A 19,476-nucleotide genomic window follows, 5' to 3' on the forward strand; every position below is an offset into this window, starting at 1 on the left:
ACCACTTTCGACATCATCCACAACACGCAATTTGAAAGCCATGCTGTAACGATTTACGGGTTTCTTGTCTTCCATTTTTCTCACTCCTTTAAGTTGATGGATGTGTCAACTTTTTTAGGACGAGACAACCCTCCCAATATCAATACGGTATCAATACGGAATCAATACGGATTTCATCCGTATTGATTCCGTATTGATACCGTATTGATATTGGGAGCCGAACGTGTTTATACCTGGTATCTGTCACAAAAATACCGGATATATTACCTAAAGCCAATGAAAACAACCGGGGCGCGGAGTAACGGAAGATGGAGTTTGGTCAACGCGGAAACCTGATCCATCCCGGATGCCGCCTGTGATGTTCATCGATCAGGAACAAGCTGTATATCTGGAACGTGGGTTGGATGAGGACAGGCTGTCAAGGTCGAAATCCGCAAGCGTTTCCGCCCTGGGGTCCGCGGCTTCCGCGCGCGACCGGCCGAGATACGGGTTGCGTCAGCCTCTGAAGCTCTGTCCCGCAGTTTTGTTCACCTTGGGGTTTTCCTGGGTCTGGCCGGGTTCTGGAAATGCGGGGCTGGCCACCTCTGGAGATTTCTGATTGACAGAAACCGGCGGCCTTTATTTCATTGTTTGTTACATTAAATTTCAAGAGGTTGAAGCCGATGAAACCATACATCATCACAGGCGGGACCATTCTCACTTTTGCTCCCGAGCGGCCCGTTCTGCACGACGAGGCCATTCTGGTGCAGGATGGCAGGATCATCCGCGTGGCTCCCGACGCTGAACTTTCCCTGCTGCACTGCGAGCGCGTGGACGCCAGCGGCAAGATCGTGATGCCCGGGCTGATCAACGCGCACCACCATTTTTACAGCACGTTGGTGACGGGACTGGGCAAAGCCGCGCCGGCCAAGGATTTCAATGCCGTGCTGGCCAATCTCTGGTGGCGGCTGGACAAAAAGCTGCTGGCGGAAGACATTTACATCAGCGCGCTGGTTTCGGCCCTTTCCGCCATCCGGCATGGCTGCACCACCGTGATCGACCATCACGCCAGCCCCCACACCGTGCCGGGTTCCCTGGCCCTGATCGCCAAAGCGCTTAAAGAAGCGGGGATTCGCGGCTCACTCTGTTATGAAGTTTCGGATCGCGACGGCGAGGCCATTTGCCAAAAGGGGATCCAGGAAAACGTGGATTGGCTGATGCGCATGCAGGCCGATCCGGAGCCCGGCCTTAAGGGCCTCTTCGGCATGCACGCGGCTTTCACGCTCAGCGACAAGACCTTGGGCCAGATCGCCGACTGGGTGCAAAAACTCGGCTGCGGCACCCACATCCACGCCGCGGAAGCTGAATCCGACGAACTTTACAACATCCGGCACCACGGCAAACGCGTGGTGGAGCGGCTTTGCGACTTCGGACTGGTGAATGAAGACAGCATCCTGGCGCACGGGGTGCATCTGAACGCCCGCGAAATGATGCTGGTGGCGGATGCCGGCGCCGCGATCGTCACCAACCCGCAATCCAACCTGAACAACGCCGTGGGCATCGCTGACGTTTGCAAAATGGCGGAACTCGGCATCACGGTTGGCCTGGGCACGGACGCCATGACGGTGAACATGCTGGAGGAACTGCGGGTGGGACTCTGGGCCCAGCATCTGAGACAGCAAAACCCCGGCGCGGGTTTCATGGAGATCGCCTCCACCCTGCTTTTCAACAACCCCCTCATCGCGCAGAAATACTGGGGGCCAGGCCACGGCGTGATCGCCGACGGCAGCCCCGCCGACCTCATCTGGGTGGATTACGAACCGCACACCCCGCTGAACGCGGAAACCTGGATCGGACACCTGATCTACGGCATTTCCCAAGCCCGGGTGGATACCACCATCTGCGCCGGCCAAACGCTGATGTGGAACGGCCAACTGACCTTGGGCGTGGATGAAACAGAGGTCCGGGCCAAGTCCCGCGAACTGGCAACTGCCCTCTGGGATAGGTTTTAAGATGTGTCACCCCTGCGGGTTTACAGGTTTTGGGAAGGATCCTTTGACCCATGGTTCCGCTGCGCTGCACCCTGGACCAGGATGTTTCATCCCTGCGGGATGGGCCTCGATTGATTCCATGAATTCAAATGTGTCACCCCTACGGGGTTTTAGGTTTCGTTTGTATCCTTGGACCCAGGGTTCCGCTGCGCTCCACTCTGGGCTAAGTTGTTCCATCCCTGCGGGATGGGCCTCCGATGATCGGGGATATGTAATGATGAGAACAGGAAAAAGCAGCCCCGCAGGGGCGGTACAATTTAGCCCAGGGTGCAGCGCAGCGAAACCCTGGGATAAATGGGATCATATGACAATGAAGAAAGACAAAAGCCCTGCAGGGGCGATACAATTTAGCCCAGGGTGCAGCGCAGCGAAACCCTGGGATAAATGGGATCATATGACAATGAAGAAAGACAAAAGCCCCGCAGGGGCGGTACAATTTAGCCCAGGGTGCAGCGCAGCGAAACCCTGGGATCACAAGGCGATGAAGAAGAAAAAAAGCCCCGCAGGGGCGACACCTTGAACTAACATGGCACACTCATTATGTCAACTGTCAGTGCACATAATCTTCGGTCTGAAGAGGCATGGGAGGTATTTGAACGATTCTTTCCATCCCTACATAAACGGCATCATAACCAATCAGAACGGCCATTCTGTGGCCATCAACGGCACCGAGGACCATATCCATATTCTCTGTTATCTGCCGCGCGATATGTCCATCGCGGACTTTGTGAGGACCATTAAAAGCAATTCCTCCAAGTGGTTCAACGCGCAAGGCAAAGGCAGAATGCAGTGGCAGGAAGGATACGCCGCCTTCAGTGTGAGCCATACCAATATCCCCTTTGTGAAAAAGTATATTGAAAATCAGAAAGAGCATCACAAGACGTGTACCTTCGAGTCTGAGATGAAGACATATTTTGCGAAGCTTGGACAAGCAGATATCGGTGAGGATTGGTTTCAGGATGAATGATTCGTATCACCCCTGCGGGGTTAAATATCACAGGCGTGAACCTATGACCCATGGTTCCGCTGCGCTGCACCCTGGGCTAAGATGTTTCATCCCTGCGGGATGGACCTCGACCGGTGCCATGGTTTCAAATGTGTCACCCCTGCGGGGTTGTTTGTTACGCGTGTATCCCTGGACCCAGGGTTCCGCTGCGCTGCACCCTGGGATCAAAGCCAACCAAGCCATGATCACAAGGAGATTAAACAATGTATGACAAGATCTTAAGCCAGGCCAAGGCTTACGAATCCGAAAGCGTGCGCTACCTGCTGGACATGGTGCGCATTCCGGCTTTTTCCACCAAGGAAAAGGAAGTGGTGGAATATATTTTGGGTGAAATGCAAGCAGCCGGTTTTGACGAGGCATTCATCGACCCCCTGGGTAACGTGCTGGGCCGCATCGGCGACGGCGACAGGGTGTTGGCCTTCGACGCCCACATCGACACCGTCTATCCTGGCGACCTAAAGCTTTGGGATTTTGATCCCTTCGACGCCCACGTGAAAGACGGCCAGGTCTGGGGCCGCGGCTCCGTGGACCAGGAAGGCGGCATGGCTTCGATGCTCACCGCCGCCAGGATCATCAAGGATTTGGGCCTGAACGAGAAATTCAGCATCTGGTTCACCGGCACCGTGATGGAGGAAGACTGCGACGGCCTGTGCTGGCAATACATCATCCGCGAGGACAAGATCGTGCCGGAACTGGTTGTGATCACGGAACCCACCAATATGAACATCTATCGCGGACACCGCGGGCGCATGGAAATGCAGGTGCGCGTGCCAGGCCTTTCCTGCCACGGTTCCGCGCCGGAACGGGGCGACAACGCCATCTACAAGATCAGCCGCGTGGCCCTGGAGATCGAGAAGCTGCACGAACGGCTGCGTTTCGACGAGTTTTTGGGCAAGGGAAGCATCTGCGTTACAGAAGTTTACTTCACCGGGCCCTCGCAATGCGCGGTGCCGGACAGCGCCCGCGTCCATCTGGACCGCCGCCTCACCTGGGGCGAAACCAAGGACAGCGCGATCGCCGAGGTGCGCGAAGCCTGCGATCTGGCCGGGGTCGCGGACGCCGAGATCGAGGTGCTCACTTACAACGAAGCCGCCTTCACCGGTCTGGTTTATCCCACCGAAAAGTATTTCCCCACCTGGGTCACGCCGCCGGAATCGCCCTGGCTGCAAGCCGCGGAGGAGGCTTACGCCAAGACCCTCGGACGCGCTCCCAAAGTGGATAAATGGACCTTTTCCACCAACGGCGTGGCCATCGCCGGACTGCACGGCATTCCCTGCCTCGGACTGGGTCCGGGCAACGAAATCTACGCCCACGCGCCCAACGAAGCCACCCCCATCGAGCATCTCACCAAAGCCGCGGCCTTTTACGCCGCCCTGGTGCACCAACTCAACCAATGAGCCATTTCAGCCACTGGCGCTGCACTGATTGCGGGCGGGAATTCGCCCTCGACGAGGTCCGCTACCTCTGTCCGGACTGCGCCAGGGACTACGCGCCGGGAATTCCGCTGCCGGGAGTGCTGGAGGCGATTTTCGACTATCCCGCGCTGCGAGAAGCCTGGCTGGCCCAGCCGGACCCGCAGCTGTTCAGTGTGCTCCCTCCCGGGTATTATCCACCCCTGCCGGTGGGCAACACACCGCTGTTCCGGCCCGAACGTTTGGCCACAAGCCTTAATCTGCCAGAGCTTTACATCAAGAACGACAGCCTCAACCCCAGCGGCTCCTTCAAAGACCGCGCCTCCGAACTGGTGGTGGCGGACGCCATCCGCCTGGGGATGAATGAACTGGTCTGCGCCTCCACCGGCAACGCCGCTTCCTCGCTGGCCTGCCTCTGCGCGGCGGCGGGCAAACAGGCCGTGATCTTCGTTCCGGCAAACGCCCCGGCCGCCAAACTGGCCCAGATCCGGGTTCACGGAGCCGAACTGCACAGCGTGGCAGGCACTTACGACGCCGCCTTCGCCGCGGCCCTGGAGTATTCAGCCTGCCATGCCTGCCTCAACCGCAACACGGCCTACAATCCGCTCACCATCGAGGGAAAGAAGAGTGCCGGACTGGAGATCTTCCTCCAACTGGGCGCGGTTCCGAACTGGATCGTGGTCCCCGTCGGCGACGGCGTGATCCTGGCCGGGATCCACAAAGCCTGGGTAGATCTGCGGAGGGCCGGCCTCACGGACAGCCTGCCCCGGCTGCTGGCGGTGCAGGCCGCCAGTTCCGACGCCATCACATCCTATTGGGAGAGTGGAAGTTACCGAGATGCGGCCAATCCCTTCACCATGGCGGATTCGATCTCAGTGAAGACACCCTCGAACGCGAATTGGGCCGTCCGTGCTCTCAATGAAACCCGCGGCAAGGCCATCCGCGTGAGTGACGGCCAGATCCTGCAAGCCCAGATAGAACTGGCCCGGCAGGCCGGGATCTTCGCTGAACCCTCCTCCGCGGCGGTGCTGGCCGGATTGCAGGGCGCCCTCGGCCAGGGCTGGATCGCGCCTGGCGACAGGGTGGTACTGCTGATCACCGGACACGGTTTGAAGGATATCAATGCCGTCAGCTGAGCTTTATCCCGGGATCTGCGACTTCCACGTCCACGTGGGCGAAAAGATCGGCGGCCTCGATCTGCGCGACGATTTCGCCGCCTTGGACCGCCTGGCCAAAAAAACCGGAGTGGCCGCCATCGGCGCCTTCGTCACCGAAGAGCCGGGTATTCCCCTCACGGACAAACTCCGGCGCATGCAAGCCGATGCCGCGCAACACTTTGAAGGCCATGTGCAGTGGCATCTCACCCCGGTGGCAGCTGAACTGAAGGAGGTGGAGCCTTTGCTGCGGGAAGGCTGCGACCTCAAGTTTTACACCACCTACAAGCAGGCGGGCATCTACAAGTCCTGCCAGGAAATAGGCCGCTGGATGGAAGACCTGGGCCAGTTGAAGGCCCGCGTCCTGGTCCACTGCGAGGACGATGCCGTGATCGCCCAAACCAGTGCCGCCCATCCTTTCAAAACGGCTTGGGACCACACGCTGCGGCGTCCCGAACTGGCTGAGTACATCGCCGTGGAACGGGTGCTGGACCTGGCCGTGAAACACGTTCATCCCGTGCACATAGTCCACGTTTCCACCCCCGGGGCGGCCCTGCTGATCGCCGCGGCCAAACGGCACAATCCCCGCATCACCTGTGAAACCGCGCCGCATTATCTGCTTTACAACGCGGACAAGCTGAAGGAACCAGACGGGCACCGCTGGCTCTGCACGCCGCCACTGCGTTCCGAGGACAGCCGCGGCCTGCTGGTGGAACTGCTGCAGGACGGATTCTTCGATCTCATCGCCAGCGACCACTGCCCCTTCAGACCGGCCGACAAAGACCGCTATCAAGACACTCCGGCAATGGTGCCGATGGGCCTTCCGGGGCTGGCCAGCCTGTTCCCGTCAACGTTTGACCTCTTGGTGGAGCAGGATTTGATCGGACTGGACGCCTTGCTGGATCTCTGCTGCCGGCGTCCGGCAGAACTTATGGGTTATATCAATCCAGCAACATACAGCTTGGAACAACTTTTGGGAAGGACAGACCATGAATGAACCAGCCTGGCGCAACGACGCCCAAGCCAAAGTGACCGGCCGGGCGCGCTATACCGATGACCTTAAACTGCCGGGACTGCTGCACGCGGTGCCGATTTACAGCGAACTGCCGCGGGCCAGGCTGCTCTCCATCGATGCCGCTGAAGCCCTGAAACAGCCGGGTGTGGTGGCGGTTTTTACCGCCCAAGACATCCCCGGCAACCAACGCTTTGGCCAGATCATCAAAGACTATCCCACCCTCGCCGGCGAGGACATCAATTCCACCGGTGACGTGCTGGCCCTGATCGTGGCCGCCACCCGCGCCCAGGCGATGGCCGCCATTCCTTTTGTGAAGGTGGATCTGGAGCCCCGGACCCCGATCCTGGATCCCGAAGCCGCGCTGAGACCGGAGGCGGAGATCCTGCATCCCTTCCACGGCTCCAACATCGCCAACCACCACCGGGTGCGGCGCGGAGACGTGGCCAGCGCTGAACAGGAAGCGGATTTTGTCATCGAAGAGGAATTCTCCACTCAGAGGATCGAGCACGCCTATCTGGAGCCGGAAACCGCGCTCTGCCAGCTGCGGCCGGACGGCGTGATGGAAGTTTTCGGCAGTATGCAGCATCCCTTTTCCACCCGGCGTTTCGTGGCCTCCACTTTGGGCCTGGAACTCAAGGATGTGGAGGTGCGCACCATTCCCATGGGCGGCGGTTTTGGCGGCAAGGACGACACCGCGGCGCTCACCTGCGCCCGGGCCGCGCTCTGCGCCTGGCTGCTGCGGCGTCCGGTGAAGCTCACCCTCAGCCGCGAAGGGAGCCTGCGCGAAAGCTACAAGCGCCATCCCTACAAGCTGCAGTACCGCATGGGCTTAAGCCGTGATGGATTGATCCGTTCCGTCAAGGTGAGGATGGTGGCTGACGGCGGCGCTTATTGCAGCGTAACCCCTTGGGTGACATGGCGTTCCACGGTGCAATGCTGCGGCTGTTACGAAGTTCCAAACGTTCACTGCGACGTCTTCGGGGTCTATACCAACAACGTTTTCAGCGGCGCCATGCGCGGTTTCGGCTCGCCGCAGGTGAATTTTGCCATCGAACAACTGGTGGAGATAGCGGCTGATAAGTGCGGCCTCGACGAGCTGGAATTCCGCCGCCGTAATATGGTTAAACAGGGTTCCACCACCGTCACCGGCCAGGTGCTGGACACCCATGTGGTTTCGCTGCGGCAGGTTATGGACGCCGTCTTGAAAGAGATCGATTATGAGCACAAACGCAAAACCTGCTCCTTCGGTGATCCTGATAAAGATGAATGGTACGGCATCGGCCTCGCCCTCAGCTATCGCGGCATGAGCCTCGGAGCGGAAGGCACGGACGTCAATTCCGCCATCATCAACGTGCAGCCGGACGGCTCGGTGCTGATCGAGACCGGCATTCACGAAAACGGCCAGGGCTCCGAATCCGCCATGATCCTGCTGGCCTCCGAACAGTTGGGTTTGCCTGTGGAGCGGATCCGCTACCGGATGCCCTCCACGGCCAACATCCCGGACGGCGGCACCACCGTCGCTTCGCGCGGTACCATCATGGGCGGTGGAGCCACGGTCAACGCCTGCAAGATACTCAAAGACATCATTATCGAGGCCATGCGGGACCTGCGGGGACTGGACGTTGCCGGTTTCAGTGAACAGAACCTGGTGAATGCCGCCGGGCAGGTTTTGATCCCCTGGAACGAGGCGATCCGGCTTTGCTACAACCATCAGATCTATCCCCATGCCTTTGGCGTGTTCCAAGCCCCGCGGGTAAGCTGGGATGAAGATACCGGGCAGGGTAACGCTTATTTCACATGGGTTTATGGCTGCCAAGCGGTGGAACTGAAAGTGGACCCAGCCACCAAAGCAGTCACGCTTTTAAACATCGTGGCCGCCCACGATGTGGGCAAGGCTGTCAATCCCGCCCTGGTGAAAGGCCAGTTCTACGGCGGCCTGGCCATGGCCACAGGCTACGCGCTGTTCGAGGACTGCGCCTGCGAAAACGGCACTCCCAAACCCACCAACCTGCACAACTACCGCCTGGTGCGGAGCACCGACCTGCCGGAGATGACCGCCATCATCGTGGAAAACCCCGACCCCACCTCACCTTCCGGCGCCAAGGGCATCGGCGAGCCCACCAACGAACTGCTGGCACCGGCCATCGCCAATGCTGTCTATCGGGCAACCGGACAAAGGTTTAACCATCTTCCCATAAGGATGAAACCATGATCAGGGTAAACGGGACTGAATATCTGGATTACGACCCCGACCGGAAGCTCTCCGCCTGGCTGCGTGAGGACCTGGACCTCACCGGCACCAAGATTGGCTGCGACATCGGCGTCTGCGGCTCCTGCACCGTGCTGGTGAACGGCGAGCCGAAGCGTTCCTGCCGGCTGAAACTGAAGGACGTGGAAGGCGCGGATATCCTCACCATCGAAGGAGTTCGGGCCCCGGACGGCGGACTGCACCCCATCCAACAGGCCTTTCTCGACGCCGGCGCCATCCAGTGCGGCTTTTGCACGCCGGGCATGGTTCTCGCCACCTATGCCCTGCTGGCCAAAAACCCCCATCCCACGCGGGCCGAGGCGCGCCAGGCCCTCAAAGGCAACCTTTGCCGCTGCACCGGCTATCAGCAGATCATCGACGCCGTGCTGCTGGCCGCCCAAAGCATGACCAAACCATCTTGATAAACGCATAAGAGGCAATCATGAACAACATCGAAGCCATCAAGAACCGCCTGCGGGAACTGGAGAGCCTGCGCCCAGACCGCTACGGCAAAGATTTCCTGCTCACCTGGGAACACAGCCGGGACGACCTCCAAGCCGTGATGCTGGTGGCGGAGATCCTCCAGCTGCTGCATAAAGAGAAGAAGCCCTGGCGCATCTTCGATTACGGCCTGGCCATCTCCATTTTCCGCGACAACAGCACCCGCACCCGCTTCAGCTTTGCCTCCGCTGTGAACGGCCTGGGCCTGGCGCTGTCCGAGCTCGACGAGGTGAAATCCCAGATCGCCCACGGCGAAACGGTGCGCGAAACCGCCGCCATGATCTCCTTTCTCACCGAAGTGATCGGCATCCGCGACGACATGTACCCCGGCGAGGGCCATTCCTACATGCTGGAGGTGGCGGACGCGGTCACAGAGTCCTTTACACAGGGCGTTCTGGCCCAGCGCCCCACCCTCGTGAATCTGCAGTGCGACCTCGACCATCCCACCCAGAGCCTGGCCGACCTGCTCAAGCTGAAGGACTATTTCGGCGGCCTCGAAAATCTGAAAGGCAAAAAACTCGCCATGAGCTGGGCCTATTCTCCTTCCTACGGCAAACCGCTCTCCGTGCCGCAGGGCGTGATCAACCTCATGGGCCGCTTCGGCATGGACGTGGTTCTGGCCCATCCCGAAGGCTACGGCCTGCTGCCGGAAACGGTGGATTCCGCGAGCCGGTTCGCCAGGGAAAGCGGCGGCTCGTTCCGCATCACGCACAACATGGACGACGCCTTTAAGGACGCCGATGTGGTCTATCCCAAATCCTGGGCGCCGATGACCGTGATGCAAGAGCGCACCAGATTGCTCAAACAAAGCGACCGTGAAGGTCTGAAGGCCCTGGAGCGGCACTGCCTGGCCGAAAACGCCCGCCACGCGGACTGGGAGTGCACGGAAGCGCGGATGAAGCTCACCAAAGGCGGCAACGCCCTCTACGAACACTGCCTCCCAGCCGACATCTCCGGCGTCAGCTGCGCCCGGGGCGAGGTGGCCGGGTCCGTCTTCGAACGTTATCGCCTGCACACCTATCAGGAAGCGGGGTACAAACCCTTCGTGATCGCGGCCATGATCTTCACGGCCAAGGTGCGCGAACTCGCTGCGAAACTGGAATCTTTTCTTTAGCACAGAGAAAAGCAGAGATGGACAGAGAGAAGCAGAGCATGAAAGCATTTACAGAAGATGAATTGAACAAACTGAGCTGGAAAATAATCGGCGCTTGTATCGAAGTACATAAGTTTTTGGGTCCGGGATTGCTCGAATCCATCTATTCCGATTGCCTTTCCCGTGAGTTCAGTTTGCGTAACATCAATTTCAAAAGAGAGGTATTCGTTCCCTTGATGTACAAGGGAGAAGTGTTCAGCACCAAGTTAAGGGCTGACTATGTAGTTGAAGATTCTGTAATTCTGGAGCTGAAATCTGTCAGGGAAATGTTGCCCATATACGAGGCTCAGCTGATGTCCTACATGGCTTTGAGCAATATTGAGCTTGGCTTGTTGATCAACTTTAATGTCAGCCTGCTTAAAGAGGGGATCATCAGGATGAGATTGAATCACGGTAAACTAACCGAGCATGACCAGAGTTTGCTGATGCAATCCAAGCCGCAGCTTTAAAAAAATGTTCTTTAGAACTCTGCTTTTCTCTGTGTTGAAAAAACTTGACGACATGCTCAGAACCTAAACAAGATGAGCAAGGCACAAACTGACAGGATCGCTTGATTGCCATGATCTCTGCTTTTCTCTGCCAAACTCTGCTTTTCTCTGTGCTGAAAAAACTTGACGATATGCTCAGAACCTAAACAAGATGAGCAAGACACAAACTGACAGGATCGCTTGATTGCCATGATCTCTGCTTTTCTCTGCCAAACTCTGCTTTTCTCTGTGTTGAAAAAAATAATAGGAGTATAAATGCCCAAGCTGATAACCCACAAAAACCCCGAAGTGATCAAAAAGAACGCCCGCCGCTGCAAAGAGCGCGGCATCATCCTGCCCACCATCCGCCAGCAGATGTTCCCCGAGACCATCCCGGACGCCATCAAGCAAAGGCTGCAGCCCATCGGCCTCTGGGACATCGACCCCCTCAATCTCTTCCGCATCACCTGGAAAAACGACATCGAGACCGGCCTCTTTGGCCCACCGGACTATTTTGAGCTGCCTTCCTCCGTCACCGGCGTCCCGGCCCGGATCATCGGCCTGGTGGGAAAATATTTCCCCACCGGAGCCCACAAGGTCGGCGCCGCCTACGGTTGCATGGCCCCGCGCCTGGCCAGCGGCGAGTTCGATCCCGAGTTCGACAAGGCCGTCTGGCCCTCCACCGGCAACTACTGCCGCGGCGGCGCCTTCGACTGCGCCCTGCTGGCCTGTCCCGCGGTGGCCATCCTGCCCGAGGAGATGAGCCAGGAACGCTTCACCTGGCTGCGCGAGATCGGCGCTGAGGTGATCGCCACCCCGGGCTGCGAATCCAACGTGAAGGAGATCTTCGACAAATGCCACGAACTGCGCGCCGATCCCCACAACTTCATCCTCAACCAGTTCGACGAATTCGGCAATCCCTTCTGGCACTACCACGTTACCGGCGACGCCCTCAGCGAGGTCTGGGACCTGGTGAAAACACCCTCAAACCGCTTCAGCGCCTATATCAGCGCCACCGGAAGCGCCGGCACCATCGCCGCCGGGGATTTCCTCAAAAAGCGCTTCCCCCTCATGAAAACCACCGCCGCCGAGGCCCTGGAATGCCCCACCCTGCTCAACAACGGCTTTGGCGGGCACCGCATCGAAGGCATCGGCGACAAACATGTGCCCTGGGTGCACAACGTGCGCAACACCGACGCCGTTGCCGCCATCCGCGATGAAGACTGTATGCGGCTGCTGCGCCTCTTCAACGAACCCGCCGGACATGAGTTCCTCGTCCGCGAAGGCGTGCCTGAGAACGTGGTGAAAAACCTGCCCCTGCTGGGCATTTCCTCCATCGGCAACCTGCTGGCCTGCATCAAACACGCCAAATACTTCGAGTACACCGGGGATGACATCATTTTCACCGTCTTCACGGACTCCGCCGAGCTCTACCAGTCCAGGATCGTGGAGCAGCAAGCCCTCAAGGGCGCCTACACCCCGCTGCAGGCCGCGCTGGACCGCGAGGCCGCCCTCAACTGCCAGCAGACCGACAACTTCCTGGAACTCACCTTCACCGAAAAGAAGCGCGTCCACAACCTCAAGTATTACACCTGGGTGGAGCAGCAGGGCAAAACCTACGAGGAGATCCTGCGCCAGTGGGACGATCCGGCCTACTGGACCGAGACCTTTGAGGACAACCTCGACGAGCTCGACCAGGCCATCGAGGAGTTCAATGCCCTGCCCTGACCTCGTGGCCATCATCCCCGCCGCCGGCAAAGGTGAGCGTTTTGGCGGCCCCAAAGCTGAGGCCGGCCTGGACAACTCCACTTTTTTGGACCGCGTGCGCGCCACGCTGGCCGCGGCGGGCGTTTCGGATGTGTATGTGGCCCAGGGCCTGAACACTCCGGACATGCTGGCCACGCTGCGCCACGCCGTTGGCGAACTGGCCTCGCCCGGGGTGAAAGGCTATCTCATCTTTCCGGTGGACCATCCCTGCGTGAAGCCGGAAACCGTGCAAGCCCTTTGCGCGGCCTGGAATTCATATCCGGACGCGGTTTACCGCCCCTCATGCCAGGGCAGGCCAGGGCATCCGGTGATCATTCCGGCCTGGCTGGACCTCGCTGCCGACGACGCTGGCCAAGGCCTGGCCGGCATCATCCGCTCCCGGGCCTGCAGCGTGATCGACGTCCCGGTGGACGATCCGGAGATACTGCGCAACGTTAACCGTCCCCAGGATTTGGAGAACTGATGGAACTGCCCGAATTGCTCGCCAGCCGCCACAGCGTGCGGGATTTCCTGCCCGATCCCATCCCGGATGAGATTTTGCGGGAGATCCTGCAGGCCGGACGCCTCGCCCCCTCGGCCCAAAACCGCCAGCCCTGGCGTTATGTGGTCCTCCGCGACAACGCCCAGGTGAAAAAACTGGCCCTCAACTGCGGCCTGATCGGGCTTTCGAACCTCTTCATCCGCAACGCGCCCTGCCTGATCGCGGCCTGCGCCGATTCCAGCAAAAACCTGCGCGTCAACCGGCAGGACTACTATCTGGTGGACACCGCCATCTCTTTGCAGCAGATGGTGTTGGCCGCCTGGAACCGGGGCGTGGGCAGCTGCTGGCTGGCCGCCTTCAGCGAGCCGGCGGTGAAAAAATACCTCCGGCTGCCGCCCAAATGGCGCGTGGTGGCCCTGCTGCCCCTGGGTTACCCCGCGGAAGGCAAAACCATCTACTCCAAGGCCCTCAGTTACTTTGCCAACAGCCGGGACCGCCTGCCGCTGGACCAGACCGTCACCTATTTCAAGGATTGAAGCCGAAGTCGTGAAGCTGGAGTCGTGAAGCTGGAGTCGTGAAGCTGGAGTCGTGAAGCTGGAGTCGAGCGAGCCAGCGAGCATCGACTCCAGCAGGATCCCGTTCCTTCGCTCTTGCCCTGAAAACTCAGCCGCTCTGTCATTCCGGGGAAGCGTGCGCCAGCACGCGGGGTCCCGGAATCCAGCCCTTCCGGGTAATGCCCTCAGAGGGTGTCGATGCAGACTGCGTCTGTATCGACCCCGCCTTGACCTGGGACCGGGACTGGCTATTCCCGCCAAACCTGGATTCCGGAACTCCGGCGCTGAAGCACCTGCGTCCGGAATGACGTGCTTTCAAGCTGGGTGATGGATGTTTGGATCCGTGAAGACGTAAATCCGTGTGAAATGCGCATGCCCGGCCTTGCCGCAGCCGCTGCTCCCCCGCCGCCCGACTTCAGCGTCACTCCCATTCTTCTTCTTTTTTCTGAACCCGTTTTCCCTGTTTCCGCGTTTTTCCGTGACCTATTCCCACGTCATTCCCATTCCCCTGCTTTTTTCTGATCCCGTTTTCCCTGTTTCCGCGTTTTTCCGCGACCTATTCTTTGCGGCATTCCCATTCCCCCGGGGTTCCCCCCGGCCTTGCCGCGGCCGGGGCCTACAGCCTCAGCACCTTCCGCGTCCGGATCTCGCTGCCGCACTGCAGCCGGATGAGATGGATGCCGGAGCCCACATCCCGCCCCTGGTCATCGTCACCATTCCAGACCAGCTGATGTTCCCCGGCCCGGGCTTCCGCGGCGGGAAAGCGTTTCAGGAGTTGCCCGCGGATATTATAGACGGAGCAGTGGGCGGGCAGGTTCCGGGGCTGGGACCAGCTGATTTGAACCGACCGGCTGAAGGGGTTGGGATAACATGCCTTAACCACAAGCGCTCCGGGAAGATCCGGCTCCGGTGGAGTGGGTGAGCCGCCGCCGGAAAACTGCTGCGCGTAGATTCCCCAGAGAGGCTGGACCGAGGAGCCTCCGGCCCGGGCGTCCGCCCAGCAGAGGGTCAGGTCGTTTTCTCCGGAGCCGGCGATCAGGGGGGCGTTCTGGCGGAAAGGCCCGCCCGCCAGCAGCAGCGGCTTGCCTCCGGTCTGTTCTCCGGGCTCCAGCCGGCGGTACCAGAGGTCCAGGTTGTCGTCGTTATCCGGGTTGTAATTGCCGCTCCAGGCCACCAGCAGCCCGCCGTCCGCGAATCTGCCCAGGTCCATGGAGCCCGCTGCCAGCAGGTTGTTGCCATCCAGCAGCAGTCCGGGTTCTGGATAGAGCAGGTTGCCGCCGGGGTCCACGGTTTGCAGATAGGCGCCCCGGTTGCCGTTGGCGAAAAAACCATAGCCCACCGAAACTCCGCTGGCCTCAGCCAGGCAGCCCATGTACATGTGAGGTGCCGCGTGGATCAGCCTTCCGGCCTCGCCCCAGGGCAATTCTCCCCCGCTGTTCACCCTTTGGGCGTAAAAGTTTTCCAACGCGAAGCTTCCCGCGAAGATCAGCAGGTCCGCTCCGCTGAGGGCCACGTCCGCCACCAGCAGATCGTTCAGCTCGCTGGTGCTGAAGATCAGATTGCTCCCGGAACTCCAGCCGGGCAGCTCCAGGCCGTTGGCGTCCAGCCTTTTGCCCCGGATCTGATAAGTTCCGGGCTGGCTCCGCACCGCCCAGGTGAAATACCTTCCCTCCGGCGCTCCCAAGTCGCGCGGGGCCTGGCTCAGATCGTCCGCCAAAACCACTCCCGCCGTTCCCCACATCAGCTCTCCGCCGCTGATCCGCTGGCCTTTCACGCGGTAAACGCCATTGTCCTGTTCTGTCCAAACAACGTAAATGTCTCCCTCGCACACAGCCATTCTGGCCCGGTTGGAGGCTGGGAAGCCCAGCAGGATGCCGCCGCCCGGGAAGAGGGCGTGGCCGGACAGGTCATGGTTTTGCAGATACAGGCCGTCATTTTTATAGATCACAGTGAAACCGGTGTCTCCCAGGGGCCGCGCGTCCACGAACGTTGTCATGGCGTCGCCGGAGCAGATCAGCCTGCCTCCGGGCTCCAGTTCCAACTGGCCCAAAGCGTCAAGTTGCTGGTAATAATAGCGTTGATCCGTGCTGCTCCGGCTGTCGGAATGGATGATCACGCTGTGGTTTCCCACCTTCAGGCAGCTGGAGGGCCAGGCGTGGCCGTTCCAGACGGTGGCGCAGATTTCCTGCGGAGGCGTGAGCAGCGGCTCCCCGGCCCGGTTGAATGCTCTGCGTTTCAGGCTGGTGGTCTCGCTCCCGGTTTCGGCAAAAATGGCCAGCAGCCCTGCCTCAGTGGCCAGGATCCCGGCCCCGGACCTTTCCTCCAGCGCCGGACTGAGGGTGAGGCCGCCCACCGGCCAGATCAGGGCTCCGTTCGCGAGGTTCAGCAGCTGCGCCTTCAGCACTCTGGCGCTGCCGTAGCCAGCCTGTTCCGTCCAGGCGCAGTGGAGCGTTCCCCTCTCGTCGGCGCTTTGGCCCAGGTCGTCCACTGCGTCCGCTGTGCTGAATATATGGCGGTTGAGGGTGGGAGCCAGCCCTTCGTCCAGCAGAAACTCGCGGAGGACTGATACCTCGTTCTGCCGGGTGGCGCTCAGGATCGCGAGGGTGCCGGTGTCCGGACGGAGCAGGGCCTGGAAGCGCGAATCTGACGCCGCCGGCAGGGAATTGACCACCAGGGCGGAAGCTTCTTCAGGGATCCACTGGCCCGTGTGCAGAGATAGGGCGCGGATGTTTATCCGCGTGTCGGCCTCCGCCGCCAGGGCCAGGTCCAGCACCTTGTCCGGCCCGGCTGGCAGCAGCTGGTGTTCGCCAAATTCCCCGGGCTGGGGCTGGCAGTAAAGCTCCCAATCGTTCACGCCCTCCGGGCTGTAATGCCGGAAAACGTTGGTGACGCCCTGGCCTTCCAGGATCCGGTAAAGCAGCAGCAGGCCATTGTGGCCGGGGGTGGCCAGCAGGGAGTTCAGCACCGTGTAGCCGTTGTGCGTGATGGTGGGCGGGTTCGCGCCCCAGACGTCGCTGCCCTGGGCGTTCAGGTTGCAGCCAAAGGCCTGGGAAGTGTTGCCGTAGCCGGGATAGGCGTTCACGAAGAGGCAGGCTCCCCCCTCCGGATTGGGCGCCACCAGCCACTCGGGCGTGCTGTAAAAAGCCTCGCAGACCAAAACCCCCTCCTGGTTCCACAGCAAAGCGCCGTCCGCGCCCAGCTTCTGCGCCCTCAGCCGCTGGCGGCCGGGATGGGTGTCCTCCAGCCAGGACAGGAAATGGCCGCCGTCGGCGGTTCCGGCCAGCTTCACCCCGCTCTTGATGTCCTGCCCGCCCTTCACCAGCACCGGCTCCGGCCAGAGTTCCGCTCCACCGGAGCCCAGCTTGTTCACCAGCAGGCAATTCTCGCCCTGCCAGGACTGCGCCCAGGCCAAAACCACGCCGCCGCCCGGTTCCCGCCCCGACGCCCCTTCGTAAAGCAGGCTCTGCCCCTCGCGCGCCACCGCCTCCCGCGGCCAGGCCGGATCCGCCCAAACCAAGCTCAGCGCCGCCAACAGCGCCACACACGTCACCGTGGATCTCATCCTTTCGCTCCTCTGCCAAAATTGGGGAAAACCAGGCGGCCCGGCGGCCTCCGGACCTGCCGCAAGGCCTGAACCCACCCCCCAGCCGCGGGCCTGGCGTCCCCACCCCTTGTCTTTGCCGCCCGCCTGGCTGTCAAGGAATATTTCGCCTCCCCGCCGCTTTAGCGCAAATGCTTCGCGCGGACTGCCCCCGCCCCCGGATCAATCGCAGGGCCACGCTCAATAGCGGGCCGTCACCCGGAAAAACCGCCCCGACCCGGCGAAAACGGCGTATTCCGTTGCGCCAGCCCCAAGCTCCGCCAGCGGCTCATCCCCAAAGGAATCCGGGCTGTCCGCGGCAAAGACCCGATAGCCGGTGGCCCCGGCCAAAACCTCCCAACTCAGCAGAACTTCAGACCCCTGGAGGCTGATGCTCACTTCCGGCGATGGATACACCCCCACGGGACGCGGCCCCACCACCTGGTCCAGAAAGACAAAAGGATTGCTCGCTCCCCCGGCGTTATAAGCCTCTATCCCCAGATGGCAGCTCTGCCCCGCCAGGCCAGCCAGGTCCACCTCATAGCGCTGCCAGACGTTGGCGGCGCTGATGGCCGGCAAGGTTGCCACCTCGATCCAGTTGGTGCCGTCGGTTGATCTTTTTATCCTGAACCCCGCGCTGCCTTGTGCAGACGGGCTCAGAGCCATGAACTCCAAAGTGGAGCAGATGGTCAGTTGCAGCAGGGGCGTGCCCAGCAGGTTCCCCGCCGTTCCGGCTGAAACCTGCGCGCAATGGCTGCCGTGATAAGGATAAAACTGATCTGGAGGAAAGTACCAACCACCTGGATTGGTCCACTCCCCAGGAAGCCCGGTCTCAAAACTCTCGGCCAACTGACCATCCTCCGGCACCTGGAAACTCCACAACGGAACGCTCGCGGGACTGCCGCTGGGATTGGAGGGAACTATCTGCCAATGGTAAGTCTCTCCGGCTGCCAGTTCCGGCTGATACCAGGCGCTGGTTTGCCCTGAGCTCACCGAGGGCGGCGGATCAACGGTACCAAAATGAACGTTATAAGAGGTAGGGCAGCCGCCTCCGCTCTTCCAAAGCAACCACGAACCTGGCAGAGCATAGCCTCCATCGCTGGGATAAACCGCCACAGTTGGTGAAGGAGGCATGGGCGTGATCAGTTGCAGATTGGGACGCCGTTGATCTGGAACTGCACTCTGAGTGGGAAAGGATCCGTTAACTCCGGCAAAGGCCAGTTTAAGCACCGAACCTGTCGATGTATATCTGAATTTCGGAGCTGTAACCGGTGCGCTTCCTCCAAGGTTTTTCCAAAGAACCTCGATATTTTGGCTGCCGTTCCACTGAAAAGGAGCTGTGAAGGCCAGTTGCTGCCAATCCCCATCCCGAAAAGATACCTCTCCAGCATAGACCAGGCTGAACCCAGTGCTATCAGGGCCAATGTTTCCTGTATAAGCGGAAAGATCGGTGTGTCGCAGAAATATCCGCTGCTGGGTAAAGCTGCAGTTGGATACTGGATTGTAAAGCTGGAAGCCCATCCCGGCAATGTATGAGGCACTATCCAGACCGGCGGAGCTGATCTCCGCAGCGGTATAGATCATCTTGCTCCAGCCATATTCGTAGTTACCGTCGACCGGGGCTTTGTTAAAGCCGTCAGTTCCTGCTCCAATCGTGTAAACAGCCGCGTTTATGCCCATTGCTGCCAAGGCCAAAACAAGCACCAAACTCAAACTCTTCATCTTTTTTTTACTCCTCTTGGCATTTTGCCCTGTTCCAGCGGGGTAAAGCCAAAGAACCTCGCCAGAGGGAAAAACAAATTCGGTTGATGTTGTGGAAAACAGAGAAGATATGTCAAGAAAAAAATAACCGCCCCCGGTTTTGGGGGGCGGTCATTCACACTATCGTTAAGGAGACTGGGATCGATGAACACGGGAACCACGTGGGGCATCGGGCCGGAGCTCCGGTCCGTTAGCCAACTCATTCCATCAGAGCCAGTTGGGTATTTGGGACGGATATTGGCAAAAGCCTTGTCTGTCAAGGATTTTTTTTCAGGGCAGTGGTTTAGGGATTTGGGCGGCGGAAAAAAAGGGGCGGAAGGATCCGCCCCTGGAAGCTGGGAGTTGCT

Annotated in this window: 15 protein-coding genes; 13 read left to right on the forward strand and 2 right to left on the reverse strand. The window is 60.1% G+C overall.

The features are described 5' to 3' along the window. The 13 genes from LHW45_03365 to LHW45_03425 form a co-directional block, all read left to right on the forward strand. Positions 1 to 186: hypothetical protein (locus LHW45_03365; protein MCB5284615.1), on the forward strand; the 186-nt coding region annotated here is incomplete at its 5' end. A 476-nt stretch (positions 187 to 662) separates the two neighbouring features. Further along, positions 663 to 1,991, forward strand: a complete 1,329-nt coding sequence (ssnA, locus tag LHW45_03370) for a putative aminohydrolase SsnA (protein MCB5284616.1) — start codon at positions 663 to 665, stop codon at positions 1,989 to 1,991. Between the two features lie 565 nt (positions 1,992 to 2,556). Beyond that, a complete protein-coding gene (locus LHW45_03375) occupies positions 2,557 to 2,997 on the forward strand; it encodes a transposase (GenBank protein MCB5284617.1) in 441 nt (146 codons plus the stop codon). A gap of 242 nt (positions 2,998 to 3,239) precedes the next feature. Then, positions 3,240 to 4,433, forward strand: coding sequence for a YgeY family selenium metabolism-linked hydrolase (locus LHW45_03380; protein MCB5284618.1), 1,194 nt, complete (start codon positions 3,240 to 3,242; stop codon positions 4,431 to 4,433). After that, positions 4,430 to 5,584, forward strand: coding sequence for a threonine synthase (gene thrC, locus LHW45_03385; protein MCB5284619.1), 1,155 nt, complete (start codon positions 4,430 to 4,432; stop codon positions 5,582 to 5,584). The genes LHW45_03380 and thrC overlap by 4 nt, the downstream gene beginning before the upstream one ends. Next, positions 5,571 to 6,599, forward strand: a complete 1,029-nt coding sequence (locus LHW45_03390) for a dihydroorotase family protein (protein ID MCB5284620.1) — start codon at positions 5,571 to 5,573, stop codon at positions 6,597 to 6,599. Before thrC ends, LHW45_03390 begins: the two co-directional genes overlap by 14 nt. Next, positions 6,592 to 8,829 (forward strand): xanthine dehydrogenase family protein molybdopterin-binding subunit, encoded by a 2,238-nt coding sequence (locus LHW45_03395; GenBank protein ID MCB5284621.1) that lies wholly within the window; start codon positions 6,592 to 6,594, stop codon positions 8,827 to 8,829. Before LHW45_03390 ends, LHW45_03395 begins: the two co-directional genes overlap by 8 nt. Next, positions 8,826 to 9,287, forward strand: a complete 462-nt coding sequence (locus tag LHW45_03400) for a (2Fe-2S)-binding protein (protein ID MCB5284622.1) — start codon at positions 8,826 to 8,828, stop codon at positions 9,285 to 9,287. The genes LHW45_03395 and LHW45_03400 overlap by 4 nt, the downstream gene beginning before the upstream one ends. Before the next feature lie 20 nt (positions 9,288 to 9,307). Further along, on the forward strand, positions 9,308 to 10,480 hold the full coding sequence (gene ygeW / locus LHW45_03405; GenBank protein ID MCB5284623.1) for a knotted carbamoyltransferase YgeW: 1,173 nt from the start codon (positions 9,308 to 9,310) through the stop codon (positions 10,478 to 10,480). Positions 10,481 to 10,518: 38 nt separating this feature from the next. Beyond that, positions 10,519 to 10,968, forward strand: a complete 450-nt coding sequence (locus tag LHW45_03410; protein MCB5284624.1) for a GxxExxY protein — start codon at positions 10,519 to 10,521, stop codon at positions 10,966 to 10,968. A 294-nt stretch (positions 10,969 to 11,262) separates the two neighbouring features. Next, on the forward strand, positions 11,263 to 12,714 hold the full coding sequence (locus LHW45_03415) for a pyridoxal-phosphate dependent enzyme (GenBank protein MCB5284625.1): 1,452 nt from the start codon (positions 11,263 to 11,265) through the stop codon (positions 12,712 to 12,714). Further along, entirely contained in the window at positions 12,701 to 13,216 is a 516-nt protein-coding gene (locus LHW45_03420) for an NTP transferase domain-containing protein (protein ID MCB5284626.1), read from the forward strand. Before LHW45_03415 ends, LHW45_03420 begins: the two co-directional genes overlap by 14 nt. Continuing rightward, the gene (locus LHW45_03425; GenBank protein MCB5284627.1) at positions 13,216 to 13,770 is read left to right on the forward strand and encodes a nitroreductase family protein; all 555 of its coding nucleotides are present in this window, start codon (positions 13,216 to 13,218) and stop codon (positions 13,768 to 13,770) included. The genes LHW45_03420 and LHW45_03425 overlap by 1 nt, the downstream gene beginning before the upstream one ends. 634 nt (positions 13,771 to 14,404) lie before the next feature. Here LHW45_03425 and LHW45_03430 read toward each other — a convergent pair. Together LHW45_03430 and LHW45_03435 are read right to left on the reverse strand one after the other, a co-directional pair. Beyond that, a complete protein-coding gene (locus LHW45_03430; GenBank protein ID MCB5284628.1) occupies positions 14,405 to 17,350 on the reverse strand; it encodes a T9SS type A sorting domain-containing protein in 2,946 nt (981 codons plus the stop codon). Between the two features lie 219 nt (positions 17,351 to 17,569). Further along, a complete protein-coding gene (locus tag LHW45_03435; protein MCB5284629.1) occupies positions 17,570 to 19,090 on the reverse strand; it encodes a hypothetical protein in 1,521 nt (506 codons plus the stop codon). Positions 19,091 to 19,476: the final 386 nt, after the last annotated feature.

This window comes from Candidatus Cloacimonadota bacterium (assembly GCA_020532085.1).
Lineage (GTDB): Bacteria > Cloacimonadota > Cloacimonadia > Cloacimonadales > Cloacimonadaceae > Syntrophosphaera.

Excerpts from the sequence above, each read along its gene's own strand:
- LHW45_03375 (MCB5284617.1), top strand. The coding sequence starts at position 2,557 with ATGGCACACTCATTATGTCAACTGTCAGTGCACATAATCTTCGGTCTG.
- LHW45_03420 (MCB5284626.1), top strand. The coding sequence starts at position 12,701 with ATGCCCTGCCCTGACCTCGTGGCCATCATCCCCGCCGCCGGCAAAGGT.
- LHW45_03415 (MCB5284625.1), top strand. The coding sequence starts at position 11,263 with ATGCCCAAGCTGATAACCCACAAAAACCCCGAAGTGATCAAAAAGAAC.
- LHW45_03390 (MCB5284620.1), top strand. The coding sequence starts at position 5,571 with ATGCCGTCAGCTGAGCTTTATCCCGGGATCTGCGACTTCCACGTCCAC.
- LHW45_03395 (MCB5284621.1), top strand. The coding sequence starts at position 6,592 with ATGAATGAACCAGCCTGGCGCAACGACGCCCAAGCCAAAGTGACCGGC.
- LHW45_03400 (MCB5284622.1), top strand. The coding sequence starts at position 8,826 with ATGATCAGGGTAAACGGGACTGAATATCTGGATTACGACCCCGACCGG.
- ssnA (MCB5284616.1), top strand. The coding sequence starts at position 663 with ATGAAACCATACATCATCACAGGCGGGACCATTCTCACTTTTGCTCCC.
- LHW45_03380 (MCB5284618.1), top strand. The coding sequence starts at position 3,240 with ATGTATGACAAGATCTTAAGCCAGGCCAAGGCTTACGAATCCGAAAGC.
- ygeW (MCB5284623.1), top strand. The coding sequence starts at position 9,308 with ATGAACAACATCGAAGCCATCAAGAACCGCCTGCGGGAACTGGAGAGC.
- LHW45_03425 (MCB5284627.1), top strand. The coding sequence starts at position 13,216 with ATGGAACTGCCCGAATTGCTCGCCAGCCGCCACAGCGTGCGGGATTTC.
- LHW45_03430 (MCB5284628.1), bottom strand. The coding sequence starts at position 17,350 with ATGAGATCCACGGTGACGTGTGTGGCGCTGTTGGCGGCGCTGAGCTTG.
- thrC (MCB5284619.1), top strand. The coding sequence starts at position 4,430 with ATGAGCCATTTCAGCCACTGGCGCTGCACTGATTGCGGGCGGGAATTC.
- LHW45_03435 (MCB5284629.1), bottom strand. The coding sequence starts at position 19,090 with ATGAAGAGTTTGAGTTTGGTGCTTGTTTTGGCCTTGGCAGCAATGGGC.
- LHW45_03410 (MCB5284624.1), top strand. The coding sequence starts at position 10,519 with ATGAAAGCATTTACAGAAGATGAATTGAACAAACTGAGCTGGAAAATA.